The 16,885-nt window shown below is 64.0% G+C and carries 17 protein-coding genes and 1 pseudogene; 6 read left to right on the top strand and 12 right to left on the bottom strand.

Annotated elements, in window-relative coordinates; all coding sequences use genetic code 11:
• Positions 1 to 623: 623 nt before the first annotated feature.
• Both rpoD and dnaG read right to left on the bottom strand, forming a co-directional pair.
• Positions 624 to 2,771, bottom strand: coding sequence for an RNA polymerase sigma factor RpoD (gene rpoD, locus AYJ54_RS24700; protein WP_063702166.1), 2,148 nt, complete (start codon positions 2,769 to 2,771; stop codon positions 624 to 626).
• A gap of 372 nt (positions 2,772 to 3,143) precedes the next feature.
• Positions 3,144 to 5,141, bottom strand: a complete 1,998-nt coding sequence (dnaG, locus tag AYJ54_RS24695; RefSeq protein WP_063702164.1) for a DNA primase — start codon at positions 5,139 to 5,141, stop codon at positions 3,144 to 3,146.
• 217 nt (positions 5,142 to 5,358) lie between these two features.
• Here dnaG and AYJ54_RS24690 point away from each other — a divergent pair, with 217 nt between their 5' ends.
• Positions 5,359 to 5,922 carry a chlorite dismutase family protein gene (locus AYJ54_RS24690; protein WP_063702254.1) on the top strand — a complete coding sequence of 188 codons (564 nt, stop codon included), beginning with the start codon at positions 5,359 to 5,361 and terminating at the stop codon, positions 5,920 to 5,922.
• Here the strand turns inward: AYJ54_RS24690 and AYJ54_RS24685 are convergent.
• From AYJ54_RS24685 to AYJ54_RS54335, 3 genes and pseudogenes are all read right to left on the bottom strand, one after another.
• Positions 5,919 to 6,317 (bottom strand): gamma-glutamylcyclotransferase family protein, encoded by a 399-nt coding sequence (locus tag AYJ54_RS24685; protein WP_063702162.1) that lies wholly within the window; start codon positions 6,315 to 6,317, stop codon positions 5,919 to 5,921. The two genes, AYJ54_RS24690 and AYJ54_RS24685, sit on opposite strands and share 4 nt — an antisense overlap.
• Positions 6,318 to 6,693: 376 nt before the next feature.
• Positions 6,694 to 7,038 carry a transglutaminase-like domain-containing protein gene (locus AYJ54_RS54340; protein ID WP_488226334.1) on the bottom strand — a complete coding sequence of 115 codons (345 nt, stop codon included), beginning with the start codon at positions 7,036 to 7,038 and terminating at the stop codon, positions 6,694 to 6,696.
• 200 nt (positions 7,039 to 7,238) lie between these two features.
• Positions 7,239 to 7,427 (bottom strand): annotated as a pseudogene (locus AYJ54_RS54335) (transglutaminase N-terminal domain-containing protein); the annotation flags it as partial.
• Positions 7,428 to 7,519: 92 nt separating this feature from the next.
• Between AYJ54_RS54335 and AYJ54_RS24675 the strand changes: the two are divergent.
• The gene (locus AYJ54_RS24675; protein WP_063702160.1) at positions 7,520 to 8,323 is read left to right on the top strand and encodes an N-formylglutamate amidohydrolase; all 804 of its coding nucleotides are present in this window, start codon (positions 7,520 to 7,522) and stop codon (positions 8,321 to 8,323) included.
• Between the two features lie 277 nt (positions 8,324 to 8,600).
• Here the strand turns inward: AYJ54_RS24675 and AYJ54_RS24670 are convergent, their stop codons facing one another.
• From AYJ54_RS24670 to AYJ54_RS24660, 3 genes are all read right to left on the bottom strand, one after another.
• The gene (locus AYJ54_RS24670; protein WP_082905787.1) at positions 8,601 to 9,221 is read right to left on the bottom strand and encodes a LysE family translocator; all 621 of its coding nucleotides are present in this window, start codon (positions 9,219 to 9,221) and stop codon (positions 8,601 to 8,603) included.
• A gap of 227 nt (positions 9,222 to 9,448) precedes the next feature.
• Positions 9,449 to 9,991, bottom strand: coding sequence for a hypothetical protein (locus AYJ54_RS24665; RefSeq protein ID WP_063702158.1), 543 nt, complete (start codon positions 9,989 to 9,991; stop codon positions 9,449 to 9,451).
• A gap of 2 nt (positions 9,992 to 9,993) precedes the next feature.
• A complete protein-coding gene (locus AYJ54_RS24660) occupies positions 9,994 to 11,442 on the bottom strand; it encodes an LVIVD repeat-containing protein (RefSeq protein WP_063702157.1) in 1,449 nt (482 codons plus the stop codon).
• Between the two features lie 229 nt (positions 11,443 to 11,671).
• Between AYJ54_RS24660 and AYJ54_RS24655 the strand changes: the two genes are divergently transcribed.
• From AYJ54_RS24655 to AYJ54_RS24640, 4 genes are all read left to right on the top strand, one after another.
• The gene (locus AYJ54_RS24655; RefSeq protein ID WP_063702156.1) at positions 11,672 to 11,986 is read left to right on the top strand and encodes an ArsR/SmtB family transcription factor; all 315 of its coding nucleotides are present in this window, start codon (positions 11,672 to 11,674) and stop codon (positions 11,984 to 11,986) included.
• Positions 11,979 to 12,443, top strand: coding sequence for an SRPBCC family protein (locus AYJ54_RS24650; protein ID WP_063702154.1), 465 nt, complete (start codon positions 11,979 to 11,981; stop codon positions 12,441 to 12,443). The genes AYJ54_RS24655 and AYJ54_RS24650 overlap by 8 nt, the downstream gene beginning before the upstream one ends.
• Positions 12,443 to 12,910, top strand: a complete 468-nt coding sequence (locus AYJ54_RS24645) for an SRPBCC family protein (RefSeq protein ID WP_063702153.1) — start codon at positions 12,443 to 12,445, stop codon at positions 12,908 to 12,910. Before AYJ54_RS24650 ends, AYJ54_RS24645 begins: the two co-directional genes overlap by 1 nt.
• 208 nt (positions 12,911 to 13,118) lie before the next feature.
• The gene (locus AYJ54_RS24640) at positions 13,119 to 13,631 is read left to right on the top strand and encodes an SRPBCC family protein (protein WP_063702149.1); all 513 of its coding nucleotides are present in this window, start codon (positions 13,119 to 13,121) and stop codon (positions 13,629 to 13,631) included.
• A 236-nt stretch (positions 13,632 to 13,867) separates the two neighbouring features.
• Here the strand turns inward: AYJ54_RS24640 and AYJ54_RS24635 are convergent, their stop codons facing one another.
• The 4 genes from AYJ54_RS24635 to AYJ54_RS24620 form a co-directional block, all read right to left on the bottom strand.
• Positions 13,868 to 14,311, bottom strand: a complete 444-nt coding sequence (locus tag AYJ54_RS24635) for a hypothetical protein (protein ID WP_063702147.1) — start codon at positions 14,309 to 14,311, stop codon at positions 13,868 to 13,870.
• A 2-nt stretch (positions 14,312 to 14,313) separates the two neighbouring features.
• Positions 14,314 to 14,682, bottom strand: a complete 369-nt coding sequence (locus tag AYJ54_RS24630; protein ID WP_063702142.1) for a Cif family virulence factor — start codon at positions 14,680 to 14,682, stop codon at positions 14,314 to 14,316.
• A gap of 82 nt (positions 14,683 to 14,764) precedes the next feature.
• Positions 14,765 to 15,232 (bottom strand): MarR family winged helix-turn-helix transcriptional regulator, encoded by a 468-nt coding sequence (locus tag AYJ54_RS24625; RefSeq protein ID WP_063702140.1) that lies wholly within the window; start codon positions 15,230 to 15,232, stop codon positions 14,765 to 14,767.
• A gap of 27 nt (positions 15,233 to 15,259) precedes the next feature.
• Positions 15,260 to 16,870 (bottom strand): acyl-CoA synthetase, encoded by a 1,611-nt coding sequence (locus AYJ54_RS24620; protein ID WP_063702139.1) that lies wholly within the window; start codon positions 16,868 to 16,870, stop codon positions 15,260 to 15,262.
• Between the last annotated feature and the right edge of the window lie 15 nt (positions 16,871 to 16,885).

The following is a 16,885-nucleotide window of genomic DNA, read 5'->3' as shown; positions in this document are numbered from 1 at the left end:
CGCGGCAACGATAGCGCCGCAAGCTTGATCCGCATCAACTTCGCGCTGCGAGCCGTGTGAAGACAAGCGGCGTGCACTTTTCGTCGTCATTCCGGAGCGCGACGAAGTCGCGAGCCCGGAATCCATTGCGCCACCGACGATGCGGTCAGATGGATTCCGGATTCGCGCTTACGCGCGCCCCGGAATGACGAGCGGAGATGGCCGCCGTAAGATTGAAGTTCGTCCGGCGCTGACGTGTGCACCGCGAGATGAACTCGTCGCAAGAGAGTTCTGCACGCGCGCGGAAACACATGCAGCTCGACGCACCTCCGAACAGGACGCGCGGCTCGCGCTACATCGCGAGATGCGGACAGCATGAACAAAGTACTTCGATCATCCAAACAGTTGATTCAGGAACACACTGGAACCTACGCTCACAATCAACGCATATCTGTTCCGCTCGCTGCGACATCGACGCCGCGACGATTTACCTTGCCATCGCGTGACGCAGGCGATAGCCTTCTATTCTAGGTTGTTGCCCCGCCAGCCCCGGGCGACGCTGAAGACCAACAATAAACGGCGGGCTTTTCGGCCCGCCGTTTATTGAGGCTGAGGCCGGACCTCGCCGGCCGATCAATCCCCGATCAGTTATCCAGGAACGATCGCAGCTTCCGCGACCTCGACGGATGCTTCAGCTTGCGCAGCGCTTTCGCCTCGATCTGACGAATACGTTCGCGGGTGACCGAGAACTGCTGGCCGACTTCTTCCAGCGTGTGGTCGGTGTTCATGCCGATGCCGAAGCGCATGCGCAGCACGCGCTCTTCGCGCGGGGTGAGCGAGGCGAGCACGCGCGTGGTGGTCTCGCGCAGGTTCGACTGGATCGCCGCGTCGATCGGCAGGATCGCGTTCTTGTCCTCGATGAAATCGCCGAGATGTGAATCCTCTTCATCGCCAACGGGCGTCTCGAGCGAGAGCGGTTCCTTGGCGATCTTCAGAACCTTGCGCACCTTCTCCAGGGGCATGCCGAGCTTCTCGGCGAGTTCCTCCGGGGTCGGTTCGCGGCCGATCTCGTTGAGCATCTGGCGCGAGGTGCGCACGATCTTGTTGATCGTCTCGATCATGTGCACGGGGATGCGGATGGTGCGCGCCTGGTCGGCGATCGAGCGGGTGATCGCCTGCCGGATCCACCAGGTGGCGTAGGTCGAGAACTTGTAGCCGCGGCGGTACTCGAACTTGTCGACCGCCTTCATCAGGCCGATGTTGCCTTCCTGGATCAGGTCAAGGAACTGAAGGCCGCGGTTGGTGTACTTCTTGGCGATCGAAATCACGAGGCGGAGGTTGGCTTCCACCATCTCCTTCTTGGCCTGGCGTGCTTCGCGCTCGCCCTTCTGCACGGAGTGCACGATCTTGCGGAACTCGCCGATCTCGAGACCGGTGAGGGCAGCTAACTGATGCACCTCGTGGCGGAGGTCCTTGATGCGGTCCTTCTCGTGGTGGACGAAGTTCTTCCAGCCCTTGGCCGACAGCTTCGACACCCGGTTGAGCCAGCGCGGATCGAGCTCCGAGCCGGTGTAGTTGCGCAGGAAGTCGTCACGCGCGACGCCATGGCTGTCGGCAAGGCGCATCAGGCGGCCCTCATGCGAGACGAGGCGCTTGTTGATGTCGTAGAGCTGTTCGACGAGTGAATCGATACGGGCCTGGTTGAGGCGCAGCGACTTCACCTCGACGATGATCTCGTCCTTTAGCTTCTTGTACTTGCGCTCCTGGTGCGGCGAGAGCGACTCGTTCTGGAGCTGGTTGGCGATGTCCTGCTCCTGAAGCTTGCGCAGCTTCTTGTAGTTGTCGGCGATCTTGTCGAAGATCTCGACGACCTTCGGCTTGAGCTCGGCCTCGATCGCCGCGAGCGACATCTGGTTCTCGAACTCGTCGTCGTCCATGTCGGCTTCGGCTGCGGCCTCGCCCGGATCCTTCTCCTCGCCGCCTTCGCCGTCACCGGCGGCGGGCGCGGGGCGGAACGGGGTCGGCGACGGCGGCGCGGCTGGCGGCGCGACATGCGCGGGCGCAGCGGCCGTTGCCGGAGCGGCCTCGCCGCCTTCAGCCGGCGCTTCGCCGTTCTCCCCAGCGGGACCGCCGATCATCGCGGTGTTCATGCCGCCCTTGGCGTCAGGGCCGGCATAGGTCGCTTCGAGATCGATGATGTCGCGAAGGAAGATCTTTCCTTCGTTCAGCTCATCGCGCCAGATGATGATGGCCTGGAAGGTCAGCGGGCTTTCGCAGAGGCCCGCGATCATCGCCTCGCGGCCGGCTTCGATGCGCTTGGCAATCGCGATTTCGCCTTCGCGGGAGAGCAGCTCGACCGTGCCCATCTCGCGCAGATACATGCGCACGGGATCGTCCGTGCGCTCGCCCGGCTCGCTCTTCTTGACCTCGGTGACGGCCTTCTGGGTGACCTCGACGAGCTCGTTATCGGTGTCGTCGTCGCCGCCCTCGTCCTTCTCGTCCTCGCCTTCGCTGTCGTCGGCTTCGGTGACGTTGATGCCCATGTCCGAGAGCATCGACATGATGTCCTCGATCTGCTCGGGCGAGGTCTGGTCGGACGGCAAAACTTCGTTGAGCTGATCGAAGGTCACGAAGCCGCGCTTCTTGGCCTGCTTGATCATCTTCTTCACTGCCGCGTCGGAAAGATCGAGCAACGGCGAGGGCGCGTCCTGGGAATCCTTCTCCGGAGCGTCCGCTGCCTTGTCGTCTTTTTCCTTGTCCTTCGCCTGCAGCGTCTTTGCCTTGGTGGCCATCCATTGCTCCTAAACGCGCTTCATACAGACGTTCGCCGCGTCTGCCTGAATTCACTTGAACCTGTTGCTCGACGCTCTCGCTTCGGCAGCTCTCGACACGGAAAGGGCGGCGCAAACCTTTATCGCCACCCCGAAACTTCTCTCGCCGGATTTGCCTAACGCTTCGTGAGCCTCTTTGTCGCGGCGGATGCAGGTAAAGTGCCAACAGTGTTGCGCGGATTCATTCCTGACGCGTCTGTTCTGCCTGCGGCCGCCTGTGGGCCAAAGTGCTACAAGACCGTTAAGCCTCGATTAACCCTGTTTTTGCCGCCAAACCTTGGATTTGGCGAGTCTTTTAGCGGTTGCGGCCCCGGCCGTCCGCATGATTCTTCATCAAACGCTCTTCTGGAACCGGCCCGACAGCTCGCCAAAACCCTCGATCAGGGCCTCGGTGCCGTCGACCTCGCCCATCCGGGCCTTGACGTCACGCAGCCACGCCAAATTGGCCTCGCTGGGGTCTTCCCCCAAGGCCAGCTCAGCGTCTTTCAGCTCTCTAAGTAGTGAATGCCATTGCCGATGCAAGGCAACGAGCTGGTGCCAGGTGGCGAGAACATCGTCGCGCGCAGCGCCCTCGCGGGCGCCCCACACGGCCTGGGTTGTGATGGCGCGCTCAACCCTTTGAAGTAACGGGATAAATCCGCCCTTCTCCAGGTCGGCGTGCATCTTCTCGGCCTGCTCGCCAGGGTCAGGGCTGTGGTGATGATCGTTGGCGAAGGCGGCGATGATGCCGGCCCGGAGCTTGTGGGCCTCGGGATGAGCCAGCTCGAGGGCCGCCACCTCCTCCAGATGCTCGTGTAGCAGCCAGGGGTGATTGATCAGGCATTGCAGGATCAGGGCCTCGCGGCGGGACATGGCGCTGCGCTGGCCCCGCATGATCGGGCTTGCCGCCAGTTGCGGGCTCGCCGCCTGGTAGGGGCCGGAGGGGAGCAAGGTCGGGACCGGCCCGCCACGGCGGCCGGGCCCGGCGAATCGATTCGCGCCACCCGCCCCGCGCGGCTGGAACGGACGGCCGGCACCACCCCGGAAATTACCCCGGCCGGCAAAGCCGCCGCCTCCGCCCTCGGGCGCAAAGGCGCGCTGGAGCCGCTGGACAAAGTCGTCGCGGTAATAGCGCCGCACCACCTCGTCGCGGATGCCGTTGGAGAGCTCCTTGATGCGCGCCTCCAGCGCGGCGCGGCGTTCGGGCGTGACGAAGCTGCCGCCTTCGAGCTCACGCGACCAGATCATGTCGGCGAGCGGGCGGGCCGCCGCGATCACCTCCTCGATCGCGCCGCGACCACCGGAGCGGGCGAGATCATCGGGGTCCTGCCCCTCCGGCAGCAATGCGAAGCGCAGGCTCTTTCCTGGCGCGAGGAACGGCAAGGCAAGGTCGGCAGCGCGATACGCCGCCTTCTGGCCGGCCCGGTCGCCGTCGAAGCAGAGGATCGGCTCGTCCGCCATCTTCCAGAGCAGCGCAAGCTGGCTTTCGGTGAGCGCGGTGCCGAGCGGCGCGACGGTGCCGGCAAAGCCGGCGGTCACCATCGCGATGACGTCGACATAGCCTTCGACCACGATCAGCGGCGCGCCGTTATGGGAGGCTGCACGCGCAGCTTGGTGGTTGTAGAGATTGTCGCCCTTGTGGAAGAGCGGCGTCTCCGGCGAATTCAGGTATTTTGCCGGAACGTCCTTCTCCAGCGCGCGTCCGCCGAAGGCGATGACGCGGCCGCGCAAGTCCGTGATCGGAAACATCACGCGATCGCGGAAGCGGTCGTAGGGCACGGGAATATCGTTACCGGCGATCAGGAGGCCGGTCTCGACCATGTCGTCGACGGAGACGCCCTGCTTGCCGAGATGCTCCTTCAGCGCAAAGCGCTCGGGCGATGCGTAGCCGAGGCGGAACTGCAATTGCGTCGCGGGCGAGATCGCGCGATCGGCGAGATAGCCGCGCGCCTTCGCGCCGACGCGCGAGGCCAGCGTCTCCGCAAAGAATTTTGCGGCGAGGTCCATGACGTCATGCAGCGACTTGCGGCGCTGCTCGTGCCGCGCCGCATCGGGCGTCACCGCCGGCAAAGGCAGGCCCGCCATGTTGGCAAGCCGCTCCACCGCTTCGCCGAACGGCACGCCGTCGGTCTCCATCACGAAGGTGATGATGTCGCCGTGCTTGCCGGAGGAGAAGTCGTGGTAAAAACCCTTCTGGTCGTTGACGTAGAAGGACGGAGTCTTCTCCTGCTGGAACGGCGACAGCCCCTTCCACTCCTTGCCCGCCTTCTTCAGCTTCACGCGCCGGCCCACGACTTCCGAAACCGGAAGCCGGGCACGCAATTCGTCGAGGAACTGAGGCGTGAAGCGCATGGCCTGTGTTTAGCGCGAAACCGCGTGAGTCGGGCGAAAGGTTAGGGATATAGGTGCGGCCTGCCGAAAAGTCAGAATTGTCCGCCTTATCCGGGTTATTCGACCTATTCACAGCCCCGCCCGGTGGCGCGGTGGATTCCGGATTAGCCCTTCGGGCGCCCCGGAATAACGGCAATGGCCCCTTGAACCTGGGCCGCTTCCACGCTTCCATATGGTCATGTTCAGGACGTTTCGAGGCGGCCATAGCGGGGGTTGGCGCATCACCTCGATGTCGCCCGTGACGGGCGAACCCCTGCCCTTCGTGCCGGCGCTGTCGGTGACGGACAGCGACGCCGTCTCATTGCCGCTGGTGCCCTCGCGCAATTCGTGGCGGCTGGTCGGCGTCGCCAGCTACCTGCGCTACACCGAGCGCGCGGAGACGGAGCAGCTCACGGCCGTGCAGGCCGGGCTCGACCGACCCGAGGCGACCAGCGCGGCGTTGATCCCGATCCGCAAGTCGCAAGCCTGGTGGGAGCTGACGCCGGAAGAGCGACGCAAGATCTTCGAGGACAAGTCGCACCACATTGCAAGCAGCCTGCGCTTCCTGCCGGCAATCGCGCGGCAGCTCTACCATTGCCGCGACCTCGGCGAGCCCTTCGATTTCCTCACCTGGTTCGAATTCGCACCGGCAGATGCCTCGGCTTTCGAGGAGCTGGTCGCGATGCTGCGGCAGACCGAGGAGTGGACTTACGTCGAGCGCGAGATCGACATGCGCCTGGTGCGGGAGGTACTCGCGGGCTAGTGCTGAAGGAATTTGCCCGACTCGATGCGCGGCAGGTGTGTCACGGGCCAATTGTAGGCGTAGGTCCACGCTTTCGTGATCGCGCCATCTGCGAGCGTTACATCGATCCGCTCGCGCAGATATTCGGTCGGCTCCGGAAAGCCCTCGCCGCAGGCCTCATACATGTCGAGCTCGCGCAGGAGTTCGTCGCCCGCGCGCAGGCGAAACAGCTCGCCATGGACGAGGTCGGACGGCGCATCCGACAGCAGCAACCCGGGATAGTGCTTCACGAGGAACAGCCGCCCGCGGCAGGTCGCCTCCCCCAGGAAATCCGCATGCATGGCAAGCAGCCGCGCCATCGGATGATCGAAGCCGCGCATCAGGGTGCCGTAGACGAAAAGAAGATCGGAGGTCATGGGCTCTCTATAGCGGTCAATTTGACAGAGCGACAGCGCCACACACCCGCCGTCGTCCCGGCGAAGGCCGGGACCCATAACCCCAGGGAGTAGTTTGACGAAGACGCCCAGTTGCGTTGTCCGCCCGCGATACGCATCGCGCGCCCTCGTTAGATCACGCGGTATGGGTCCCGGCCTTCGCCGGGACGACATTGGGTTGGCATCGCACATTCGCTCAACGCCGGCATTGCGTAGAGCAACAGCTCACCCCGCCTTCACCACTTCCTCGCTGACCACCTCGAACCTCTTCAATTCCATCCGCCCAAAACTCGTCGAGAGCGCGACGTCGGCGGCGTCGCGCCCGGTCGCCATCAGGATGCGGCCGATGCGGGGGACATTATGGCGCGCGTCGAAGGTGAACCACCGCGCTCGGCAGGTAGACCTGCACCCAGGCATGCGTCGAGCCGCCGCCGACATGGCGCTGCTCGATATCCTCGGGCACGAAGATGTAGCCGGAGACAAAGCGCGCGGCGATGCCGAGCTGGCGCAGCGCCTCGATCATGAACAGCGCGTAATCGCGGCAGCTGCCGCTGCCCGACCGCAGCGTGTCGAGCGCGGATGCCGCGTGCCCTGCTCGTGGCGCTTGCGATACTCGAACGCCTCGCGGATGCCATGCGTCATGCCGCTCAGGATCTTGAACGTCGGCGTCGGCGCGTCCTCGTCGAGGAAGCCGCGCGCCCATTCCGAGAGCTCGCCGCCGGGATCGGCATATTGCGGCGTGATGTACTGGACGAGATCGGGGAATTCCTCGTCGTCATAGACGAAGGGATAGAAGAAAGCGGGATCGTCCGGCGTCAGCGCGAACTCCTCCACCGGATTGTGCTCGACCGTGACGTGCCAGTCAAAGGTCAGCCTGTCCGCGCGCTCGTCGAAATTAGCGATCGCGACCGAATTGCCGAACACGTCGTGGATCCAGCGCAGCGACATCGGCTCGGGCACGATGTCGAGCCGGCTGTCGAGCACGCGCAGATCATGCCCGTCGCGCGGACGCAGCATGATGCGATGTTCGCCGAATGCCACGGGACGGTTGTAGCGATACTCGGTCTTGTGATGAATCGTGAGCAGCGGCATCGTCAGGCGATCATGGTGATTTTAGACCGGTTATTCTATAGCGTTCGCTGCCCGATTTTGAGGGGCGGCGCGCTTTTTCCATAGGCATCGGAATGGCTTTAGACACGACGGACGCAACGTTTCAACTTCTCGGCAAAGGCGACATTCCTCCCGTGCATGAGGCGAATGCAGAGGGGGCATCGCCCTTCCTGCTCACCTCCGATCACCATGGACGGGTGCTGCCGCGCGCGCTCGGCGATCTCGGCGTCGCCGATCGCGAGCTCACGCGGCACATCGCCTGGGACATCGGCATTGCCGGCGTCGCCGAGCGGCTGGCCAAAATGCTCGATGCGCATCTGATCGCGCAACACTATTCGCGGCTCGTGATCGACTGCAACCGTCCACCCGGCGTCGCAAGCTCGATCCCGGCCATTTCAGAGGCAACCGCGATCCCGCGCAATGAGGGGATATCGGCGCAGGAGCGCGAGACGCGGCGGCGCGAGATCTTCGATCCCTATCACGGCCGCATTCACGCCGTGATCGATGCCCGCGTGCACGCCAAGCGGCCGACCGTGCTGGTGTCGCTGCACAGTTTCACGCCAGTCTATGCCGGCGTCGCGCGTCCCTGGCACATCGGCACGCTCTATCACCGCGATACGGTGCTGCCGCACCTGCTGCTGAGGCATCTGCGCTCCGAGAGCGATCTCGTCGTCGGCAACAACGAGCCCTATCCGGTGAGCGATCTCACCGACTACACCATCCCCGTGCACGGCGAAGCCCGCGGCCTGATCAACACCGGCATCGAAATCCGCCAGGACCTGATCACCGATCAATCCGGCCAGCAGCAATGGGCCGACCGGCTGGCGCGGATTTTTGCCGCGATCGAGGTGGAGCTGCGGGCGGAGGGATTGGTGTAGCGCCTTGCGTCCCGACCGTCGTCGACGCAAATCTTCTCGACGCATCAGACGGTGCAGCGACAACGCACGCCGCGTTCCCTCCCCCCTTGCGGGGGAGGGCTAGGGAGGGGGTGCCACGCGGCACACTCTCCCAATGGAGCAAGACTCTTTCTCGACGACGGCTACACCGTTTCCTGGGCTACCCCCCTCCCCTGCCCTCCCCCGCAAGGGGGGAGGGAGCAGAGCGGAGCCAATGGAGAGGACGGCAACCTATCTCGAACAGCTTTTCGACCAGCGCTCACTTCGCCCGGGTCAACGCCAGCCAGATACCGCCGCCGATCATGAAGCCGCCGGAGACGCGCGACATCATCCGCGTCCGGCGCGCGGAGAAGAATTTTCGCGCGCGGCCGGCGGCCGTGGCGTAGAGCGCGTCGGTCATCGCTGCTGTGACCATGAAGGTCGCGCCCAGCAGCGCGACCTGCGGGAAGTGGTCGCGGTTCATGTCCAAGAATTGCGGGATGAAGGCGCCGAAGAACACCAGCACCTTCGGGTTCGAGAGCAGCACCAGAAAACCTTGCAGGAAGAAACCGCCGCGCGGCGGCGCCGGCGGCTCGTCGACATTGACGCCTTCGACCGGCGCCCAGATCAGCTTGATGCCGAGCCAGATCAGATAGGCCGCGCCGGCAAAGCGCACCCAGTCGAACCAGTAGCCCATGGTGGCCATCAGCGAGGTCAGCCCGATCGCGACGACGCCGATCACGATCGCAAGGCCGGCCTGCGCGCCGGCGACATTGGTCAGCGCCGCACGCGTGCCGTGGCGCAGGCCATTGGCAATGACGAGGGTGACGATCGGACCAGGCAGCAGCGCCAGCGCAATGCTGGCAGCGACGAAGGCGAGATAGGCTTGCAGGGACATCATGGGGAGGACTCGCTGATGGCGTTTTGGCTCATTAATGCATGGCGGAGGCGGGAACGGAAGCTGAGACTATGAGGAAGATGCCACCTCAAACACTGCTGTCATACCCCGCGAAAGCGAGGTATCCAGTACGCCGCGGCCCCTCCATATCCCACAACCGTTTCTGGAATACTGGATCACCCGCTTTCGCGGGTGATGACAGCGTTGGAGGCGGCGCCGTCGCGCCTCCCTCACCTGCCATCCAGCGCCGCCGTCATCCATGACTTCATCTCCTGCGTCTCAAGGAACTCCAGTGCCACGCTTCGGACGGCCATCGCCTCGCGCGCACCTTGCGCGACCGCGACCAGGAGATCGCAGCGGCGCGAGAGGGCGATGCCGATGGCTACGCGGCGCGTGCCATCGGCCATGTCGAGATCGTACTGCCGGGCACGGCCATGCATCTCGCCGACGCCCACCTTCTCGCCCGGCGCTGTCGCCGCAAAGCGCGGGCTGATCAGATCGAGGTCGGTGACGCGGTCGACCTCATCGTCATCGGCAACGCCGCGGTCGCAATTGCAGAAGCCGAGCTTTGCGCGGACGTAGAGCTCGGCGCCCTCGCAGGCCCCGACGCAACGAAACGCGCGGCCTGCGGGCCAGCCATCGCGCGGGAAAGGCCAGGCGATCTCCCGCCAATGCGCGGGCCTGTCCGTCGGCGACGGCGCGAGCTGATAGGCTCCGACGCCCGATGCACCGAGCGCGATCAGCGCGAGCGCTATCGTCGCCACGCGGCGCATCGTCAGTTCTTCGGCAGGCCGGCGACGGCGCGCGCGGGCCCGGTCAGCTCGAGGACATGCATCCCCGTGTTGGCGCGATCGACGATGTAGATGTAACCGCGATCGTCGGTCTCGACATTGTTGGTCTGGATCGCGACCTTGCAGCGCTCGCCGCCTTCGATCGGAATGCAACGCTTGTCGGTCGCGCTCGTGATCGACGGAATGAAGTAGCCGACCTCCTTGGGATGGTAGGGATCGCGGATGTCGAGCGCGCGCACGCCGGCATTGAAGAAGGCGATGAAGGCCATCTTCTTGTAATAGACCGGCGCCATGCTTTCATTCGAGGAATGCGAGCCGAAGCGGCCGCCACGCTGGCAGAATTGCCCGCTCGCCTCCGGCACGGTGTAGCTCGAGATCATCATCGGCCGTGCCTCGGTGGTCACGTCCGCGAACCACACCATCTGACGCGCCTCGCCGCATTCGTTCAGGATCGCTTCATCAACGATCATGACGATGTCGCGGGTCTTGCCGTCCCTGTCCTCGGCGAACTCGGCGACGGGCATGTCCAGCATCGGGAATGTGGTGTGCGCGCCGTTGAAGGCGGACATCGGCAGCCGCGAAATCTCAGGATAGCGCAGATTGTCCGGCGTCGGCTCCTTCGGCCCGTTCAGGAGTTTCTCGCGATCGACGATCTGCAGGATGCCACCCTTGTTGGTGCCGTAGCCGAAAAACACGCGGTTGCCGGCGGGGCCGGTCGAGATCGGCCCGTGCAATTCGGTCGGCACCGCGCCGGTCGCGCCCGGCTCCTGGCCGGGCAGGCCGAAGTCGCGGATCTTCTGAGGATGCGCAGGGTCCGAGAGATCGTAGACCTGCGTCATGCGCCGCGTGCGCCAGTCCGGCGCGCCCGAGACGAGATAGGCAGTGCCGGTATCGCATTCCCACCAGTTCTTGTGCGTGTCCTTCAGGCCGGCGATGCGGGTGACGAGCACGGGATTGGCGGGATCGGCGACGTTCCAGATCTCGTGCGCCTCGCTGCCGAAGGTGCGGAGCATGTAGACCGCATTGGGATCGCCCTTCGGCAACGACTTACCGTCGCAGACCCGCACCATCTGCGCGCCGCCAGATTCATACTTGCCTTCCTGTCCCGGCAGGTGCCGCAGATATTTTGGATGCGCCGGGTCAGTGACGTCGACGATCGAGGTGCCGTTCGGCTCGGCCTGTCCCGTCATCGGATTGAGGGGTGCGGGCACGTCGTCGGTGCCGCCGTGATGACCGATATAGGCGATCCAGCGATCGCCCTGGTGATGGATGGTCGGCTGATAGGCGCTGCGCGCCTGGAGGTCGCTATTGCCGACCAGCTTCATGTTGGAGGCTTCCGGCGGGGCGCCGATCACCTGCTGCTTCTGGGCGTGGACGCTGGTGCTGCTGACGAAAAGGACAAGGCAAGCAGCAAGTTGAACTCGGCTGATCATTGATCCTCCCGGAACCAATCTGCGTTGGCTGAGGTGGCAGGCTAGCACAGGCTTTCGCGTGCGCCAAAAACACGATTTCGCGGGAGTCATTCCGGAAACCGCGCAGCGGTTACCCGGGATCTCGAATTTCACATTGCGCAATTGCGCAATGGGGTTCGACGCTAACGCGTCGCCCCGGAATGACGACGGCGCTTGACATGCAACCATTTGGTTGCATATTATTGCCGGTATGGATGAAGTCTTCAAAGCGCTGGCCGACGCATCGAGACGGTCGCTTCTGGACAGGCTTCACGCCAGGAACGGGCAGACGCTGAACGAACTCTGCGAGGGCCTGGACATGACGCGCCAGGCCGTCACGAAGCACCTTGCCATTCTCGAAGAGGCCAATTTGGTCACGACCTTCAAGCATGGCCGCGAGAAGCTGCACTACCTCAACCCGGTGCCGATCCATCAGATCGGCGAACGCTGGATCAAGAAATTTGAGCGCGGCAAGCTTGCCGCGCTCAGCGAGTTGAAACGTCAGTTGGAGAAACGCGATGAGTAAACCGAACTATGTCTACGTGACCTACATTGAGACCTCGCCCGAGGCACTGTGGCAGGCCTTGACCGACGGCGATTTCACCGAGCGCTACTGGTTCGGCCACCGCATCACCTCGGACTGGACGGAAGGCGCGCCCTACCGCTTCACCAACAACGGCAACCCCACGGTGGAGGGCGAGGTCATCACTTTCGATCCGACGCGGCGGCTTGCCTATAGCTGGCACAATCGCAAGCCTGAAGCTGCGGGCGAAGGAATCTCGCGCGTGACCTTCGATCTCGAGGCGCGCGGCAAGGTCGTCAAGCTGACAGTCACGCACGACGAGCTCGGCGAGGACGGCAAGACCCTGCGCGACATCTCCGGCGGCTGGCCGATGGTGCTGTCGAACCTGAAGAGCATGCTCGAGACCGGCCACACCATTGGAATCGTCCCGCCGAGCTACTCAACGAAGGATGCTGCGTGATGGCCCGGCCCGAATTCATCTACGTCACCTATATCGAAACCACGCCGGACAAGCTGTGGGAGGCGCTGACCAACAGCGAATTCACACGGCAGTACTGGTTCGACACCGAGGTCAGGTCCGACTGGAAGGTCGGCTCGTCCTTCGCGCTGGTGATGAGCGGCAAGACCACCGACACCGGCGAGATCCTCGAGGCCGACAGGCCGCGGCGGCTGTCCTACAGCTTCAAGCACGAAGTGAATGAAGAGATGCGGAACGAACGGCCGACCAAGGTCGTTTTCACGCTCGAGCCTTGGGGCAAACTCGTGAAGCTGACCGTGACCCATGAAGGCTTCGTCGAAGGTAGCAAGCTGCTTGACGGCATCTCCAAGGGCTGGCCCGCGATTCTGTCCGGGCTCAAGAGCCTTTTGGAGACCGGCAAGGCTTTCGCGATCCCACCGGCTGCGCTTGGCATCAAGGGATTTGAGTAAGCTGCCCGCCGCCCCCTCTCGCCGTTCTTACGGGGAGAGGATTGGGGTGAGGGGCTGCTTCCGCAAACACGATGACAGTTGAACTCGCGGAGAGTCCCCCTCACCCGGATTTTACGCCTCTGGCGTAAAATCCGACCTCTCCCCGCAAGCGGGGCGAGGTGAAATCACCTCGCCGCCGAACCGAAACAACTCAGAAGTCTGTACGACCATGGACATCAACCACTTCAAGCCGCTGACGGTCTACACCATCTACATCGCCTCCACACCCGAGAAGGTCTGGGAGGCGCTGACCACGGCGGAGTTCAGCCGGAAGTATTTCTTCGGCAATGCGGTCGAGGTCGAGCCGCGGCTCGGCGGCGCCTTCATTGTGCGCACGCCGGACGGAGCATTGCACATCAGCGGCGAAGTCCTCGCATACGATCCGCCGCGAAAACTCTCCGTCACCTTCAACGTCAACTGGCCCGACCTGATCGAGAAGCTTGGACCGACGCTCGTGACCTACGAGATCGAGCAGGTCGGCGACGCGGTCCGGCTCACCATGAGCGAGGGCCACGACCGGCCGCTCAGCGACGACATCCTGGCCGGCGGCCGCTCGGGTTGGCCTGCGATCCTCTCCAACCTCAAAAGCGTGCTCGAGACCGGCAAGCCGCTGGTCGTCAAGCTCGGCCCGCCGCAGCGGATGCTGGATGCGCTCAAGGCGATGGGGATCAAGACGCCGTAGCGGCTCCAAGCTGAGTCGTCGTCCCGGACAAGCGAACGAAGTGAGCGCCGATCCGGGAACCATAACCACAGGGAGTGGTTCGGCGAAGACTCGCAACCCAGATCTCGCGCCACAACTACTCCCTGGGGTTATGGCCTTCGCCGGGACGACGCTGGAGATTGTTACGGCACTGGCACCACCAAGCGGCGATAGAGATGCCAGGTCGCATGCCCGAGCACGGGCAGCGCCGGCGCTTGTCAGGAGCGCCACGCGAGCAGAAGCGCCACGCCAAGATTGGCCACGAACAGAGCCGCGTCGATGACGAAGATCCTGAGCATCGGGCCCTTCAACACCGGCCAATACGCCACCCCGACACGTCCGCCGCGCATCAGGACCGGAAGGTTATAGGCGAACTGGCTGAAGTGGCAGGCGGCAAAAAACAGGAACAGTACAAGCTGCGCCTCGACCGGTTGGAAGAAGGGCGGACGAGCGGCCAGAAGATAGAGCGACAAGAGCCCGATCGGCAGATTGATCCCACCCAGGAACGCCACGCTGGCCGCCAAGGTCGGCGCGATCGGATTGCTGCGCTCTTCGCCCGGCAGCAGTATCTTCAACGTATTGCGCTGGGCAACGCTGAACTGGATGAAGGCGCCGCCGAACCAGAGCGCGTTGAGGAGCAGAACGAAGTCCGAAAGGTGCATGGCTATTTTCCGTAGAAGGCTTCGCTGCGCACCACACGGCCGGCATCGTCGAAGTCCATGAACTCGCTGGCGCGGGTGTCGTCCAGTTGCCACCACACCGTCAGTCGCGCGATCGTGTCGTCCCAGCTCCAATTGAGGATCTTCAGGTCGGCGCTTTCGACACCGCCATAGGCTTTCCGCCAGTAGACGCGGATGTTCTCGGCGCCTGTGACGATGGGGGAATCGGTCAGCTTCAGCGCCAGAGGACTGCGCACCTCCGCATTGTCGGCAAGGTGCGCGACGACCGCGTCGATATCGACCCTGCACCAGTTCGCGCACCACGCCGCGACAAAGCGTTCGGCGGCTGCGCGATTCATGACCTGTCCGCTCATGACGTGGACCCTCCCCTTACTTTGTTGCAGGGAGAGTGGCAAAGCTCGCCTTTCATGTCAACTATATTGACCTGAGAAGTCGTCAGTTGTTGTCGGCGATGGTCTCCATGACGGCCATCCATGCGGCCGCACCCGACGTCCCGACGCGATCGAACGCCTCGCGCAGGGCCTTGCGCTCGTGGTCCGATGCCCTTTGTTCGACGCGTTGCCCCGCCTCCGTCAGGCGCAACAGTTTCGAGCGATGCTGCTCGGGCGACCGCTTCGAGGTCAGGAGCTTGCGCTCCAGCAACAGATTGAGCGGCCGGTTCAAGGCCTGCTTGGAAATGCCGAGGATCTCGATCAACGAGCCGATCGCGATATCGGGCCGGCGCGCCACCACGTAGAGGATACGATGGTGCGGGCGCGACAGGCCGAGCTTCGCAAGATACGCGTCGGCCTCCAGCGTCATCCCGCGCCAGCCGTAATACATGAGCTCCAGCGCCGCATCGAGATCGTGCAGCTTCTTGAGTGAGGCGCGGTGAAGCCCCGCGGCTTGAGACGTCTTTGGCATGATCTGACTGCGTCGAATTGAAAGAACCTATCCCCTCGCACGCAACTCGCGCCGCAGCACCTTGCCGGTGGCGGTCATCGGCAGCGTCTCCGCGAATTCGACGAAGCGCGGATATTCGTGAGCGGCAAGTTGCACCTTGACGAACTCCTGGATCTCGCGCGCGAGTGCGTCGCTTGCCGCAAAGCCAGGGCGCAGCACGATCCAGGCCTTGATCGATTCGGTGCGGATCGGATCGGGAATGCCGACCACCGCCGCCATCGCCACCGATGGATGCTTCATCAGCGTATGCTCGATCTCGGACGGGCCGACGCGATAGCCGGCGGTGGTGATGACATCGTCCTCGCGGCTGACGTACCAGAAATAGCCGTCCTCATCCTGCACGCCGAGATCGCCGGTGAGCAGGAATTCGCCGGCATATTTCTTCGCCGTCGCCTCGGGATTGCGCCAGTATTCGAGCATCGTGCACGGGCACGGCTGGCGCACGCCGATGATGCCGCGCTGACCGCGCGGCACTTCCTCGCCCTTGTCGGTGACGATGCGGACATCGAAGCCCGGCGTCGCCTTGCCCATGGAACCCGGTCGGATCGGAAACAGGTTCGAGTTGCTGCCGATCACGAGATTGCATTCGGTCTGGCCGAACACCTCGTGCGCATCGATGCCGAAGGTTTCGCGCACCCAGCCGAGCAGTTCGCCGCCGAGGGATTCGCCGCCGGTGAAGATGCTGCGCAGCTTCACGCCCGGATGCTTCACGCCGGCCTGCCGCATCAGCTTCAGCGCCGTCGGCGGCAGGAAGACGTTGCGCACGCCGAGATCGGCCATCATCTGCATCGCCGCCTGCGGCTCGAATTTTCGCGCGCGGTGACCGACCAGCGGAATGCCGTGATACCAGAACGCGAACAGGCCGTTGACGAGCCCGCCGATCCAGGCCCAGTCCGCCGGCGTCCACATCAGATCACCGGGGCGCGGCAGGAAGTTGTGACACATCTCCACATTCGGCAGATGGCCGAGCACGACACGATGGGCGTGCAGCGCGCCCTTGGGATTGCCGGTCGTGCCCGAGGTGTAGATGATCAGCGCGGGATCGTCGGCCGACGTGTCGACGGTCGCGAAGTCCTCGGACGCGGTTTCGATCGCCGACCAGAATGGTTTGGCGCCGGCGTGGACGGCGCCGCTCGTGACGTAGATGTCCTGCAAATAGGGCAGCCGATCGCGGATCTTCGTGAGCTTCTCCCAGCCCGCCTCATCGGTGATGATGGCTCTTGCTTGCGAATTCGACAGGCGGAATTCCAGCGCGTCCTCGCCAAACAGAGCAAACAGCGGGATCGAGATCAGCCCGGAGCGGAACGCAGCCATGTGCGCGATCGGCAGCTCCAGCGACTGCGACAGGAACACCGCGACGCGGTCGCCGCGGATGAGCCCGTCGGCCTTCAGCACGTTGGCGAAACGGCGCGACATCTCCGCGACCTCGTCGAAGGAGGTGCGGGACGTCGTGCCGTTCTCGTCGACATAGATCAGCGCAAGGCGGCCCGTGCCGTCGGCATGGCGGTCGCAGCAGGCCTCCGCCATGTTGAAACGCGACGGGACGTCCCAGCGAAAGTTGCGGTAGAGCTCGTCGTAGGTTGCGGCTTCGGTCAGCATGGCTGCGGGCGTTTC

The organism is Bradyrhizobium centrolobii (assembly GCF_001641635.1).
Lineage (GTDB): Bacteria > Pseudomonadota > Alphaproteobacteria > Rhizobiales > Xanthobacteraceae > Bradyrhizobium > Bradyrhizobium centrolobii.
The sequence above is the reverse complement of the archived record's forward strand: the minus strand, read 5'-3'. Positions and strand labels throughout refer to the sequence as shown.

Coding starts and splice junctions, on each gene's coding strand:
- AYJ54_RS24655 (WP_063702156.1), top strand. CDS start 11,672: ATGGATGAAGTCTTCAAAGCGCTGGCCGACGCATCGAGACGGTCGCTT.
- AYJ54_RS24640 (WP_063702149.1), top strand. CDS start 13,119: ATGGACATCAACCACTTCAAGCCGCTGACGGTCTACACCATCTACATC.
- dnaG (WP_063702164.1), bottom strand. CDS start 5,141: ATGCGCTTCACGCCTCAGTTCCTCGACGAATTGCGTGCCCGGCTTCCG.
- AYJ54_RS24685 (WP_063702162.1), bottom strand. CDS start 6,317: ATGACCTCCGATCTTCTTTTCGTCTACGGCACCCTGATGCGCGGCTTC.
- AYJ54_RS24690 (WP_063702254.1), top strand. CDS start 5,359: ATGTTCAGGACGTTTCGAGGCGGCCATAGCGGGGGTTGGCGCATCACC.
- AYJ54_RS54340 (WP_488226334.1), bottom strand. CDS start 7,038: ATGGGCGCGCGGCTTCCTCGACGAGGACGCGCCGACGCCGACGTTCAA.
- AYJ54_RS24645 (WP_063702153.1), top strand. CDS start 12,443: ATGGCCCGGCCCGAATTCATCTACGTCACCTATATCGAAACCACGCCG.
- AYJ54_RS24635 (WP_063702147.1), bottom strand. CDS start 14,311: ATGCACCTTTCGGACTTCGTTCTGCTCCTCAACGCGCTCTGGTTCGGC.
- AYJ54_RS24630 (WP_063702142.1), bottom strand. CDS start 14,682: ATGAGCGGACAGGTCATGAATCGCGCAGCCGCCGAACGCTTTGTCGCG.
- AYJ54_RS24665 (WP_063702158.1), bottom strand. CDS start 9,991: ATGCGCCGCGTGGCGACGATAGCGCTCGCGCTGATCGCGCTCGGTGCA.
- AYJ54_RS24625 (WP_063702140.1), bottom strand. CDS start 15,232: ATGCCAAAGACGTCTCAAGCCGCGGGGCTTCACCGCGCCTCACTCAAG.
- AYJ54_RS24620 (WP_063702139.1), bottom strand. CDS start 16,870: ATGCTGACCGAAGCCGCAACCTACGACGAGCTCTACCGCAACTTTCGC.
- AYJ54_RS24660 (WP_063702157.1), bottom strand. CDS start 11,442: ATGATCAGCCGAGTTCAACTTGCTGCTTGCCTTGTCCTTTTCGTCAGC.
- rpoD (WP_063702166.1), bottom strand. CDS start 2,771: ATGGCCACCAAGGCAAAGACGCTGCAGGCGAAGGACAAGGAAAAAGAC.
- AYJ54_RS24650 (WP_063702154.1), top strand. CDS start 11,979: ATGAGTAAACCGAACTATGTCTACGTGACCTACATTGAGACCTCGCCC.
- AYJ54_RS24670 (WP_082905787.1), bottom strand. CDS start 9,221: ATGATGTCCCTGCAAGCCTATCTCGCCTTCGTCGCTGCCAGCATTGCG.
- AYJ54_RS24675 (WP_063702160.1), top strand. CDS start 7,520: ATGGCTTTAGACACGACGGACGCAACGTTTCAACTTCTCGGCAAAGGC.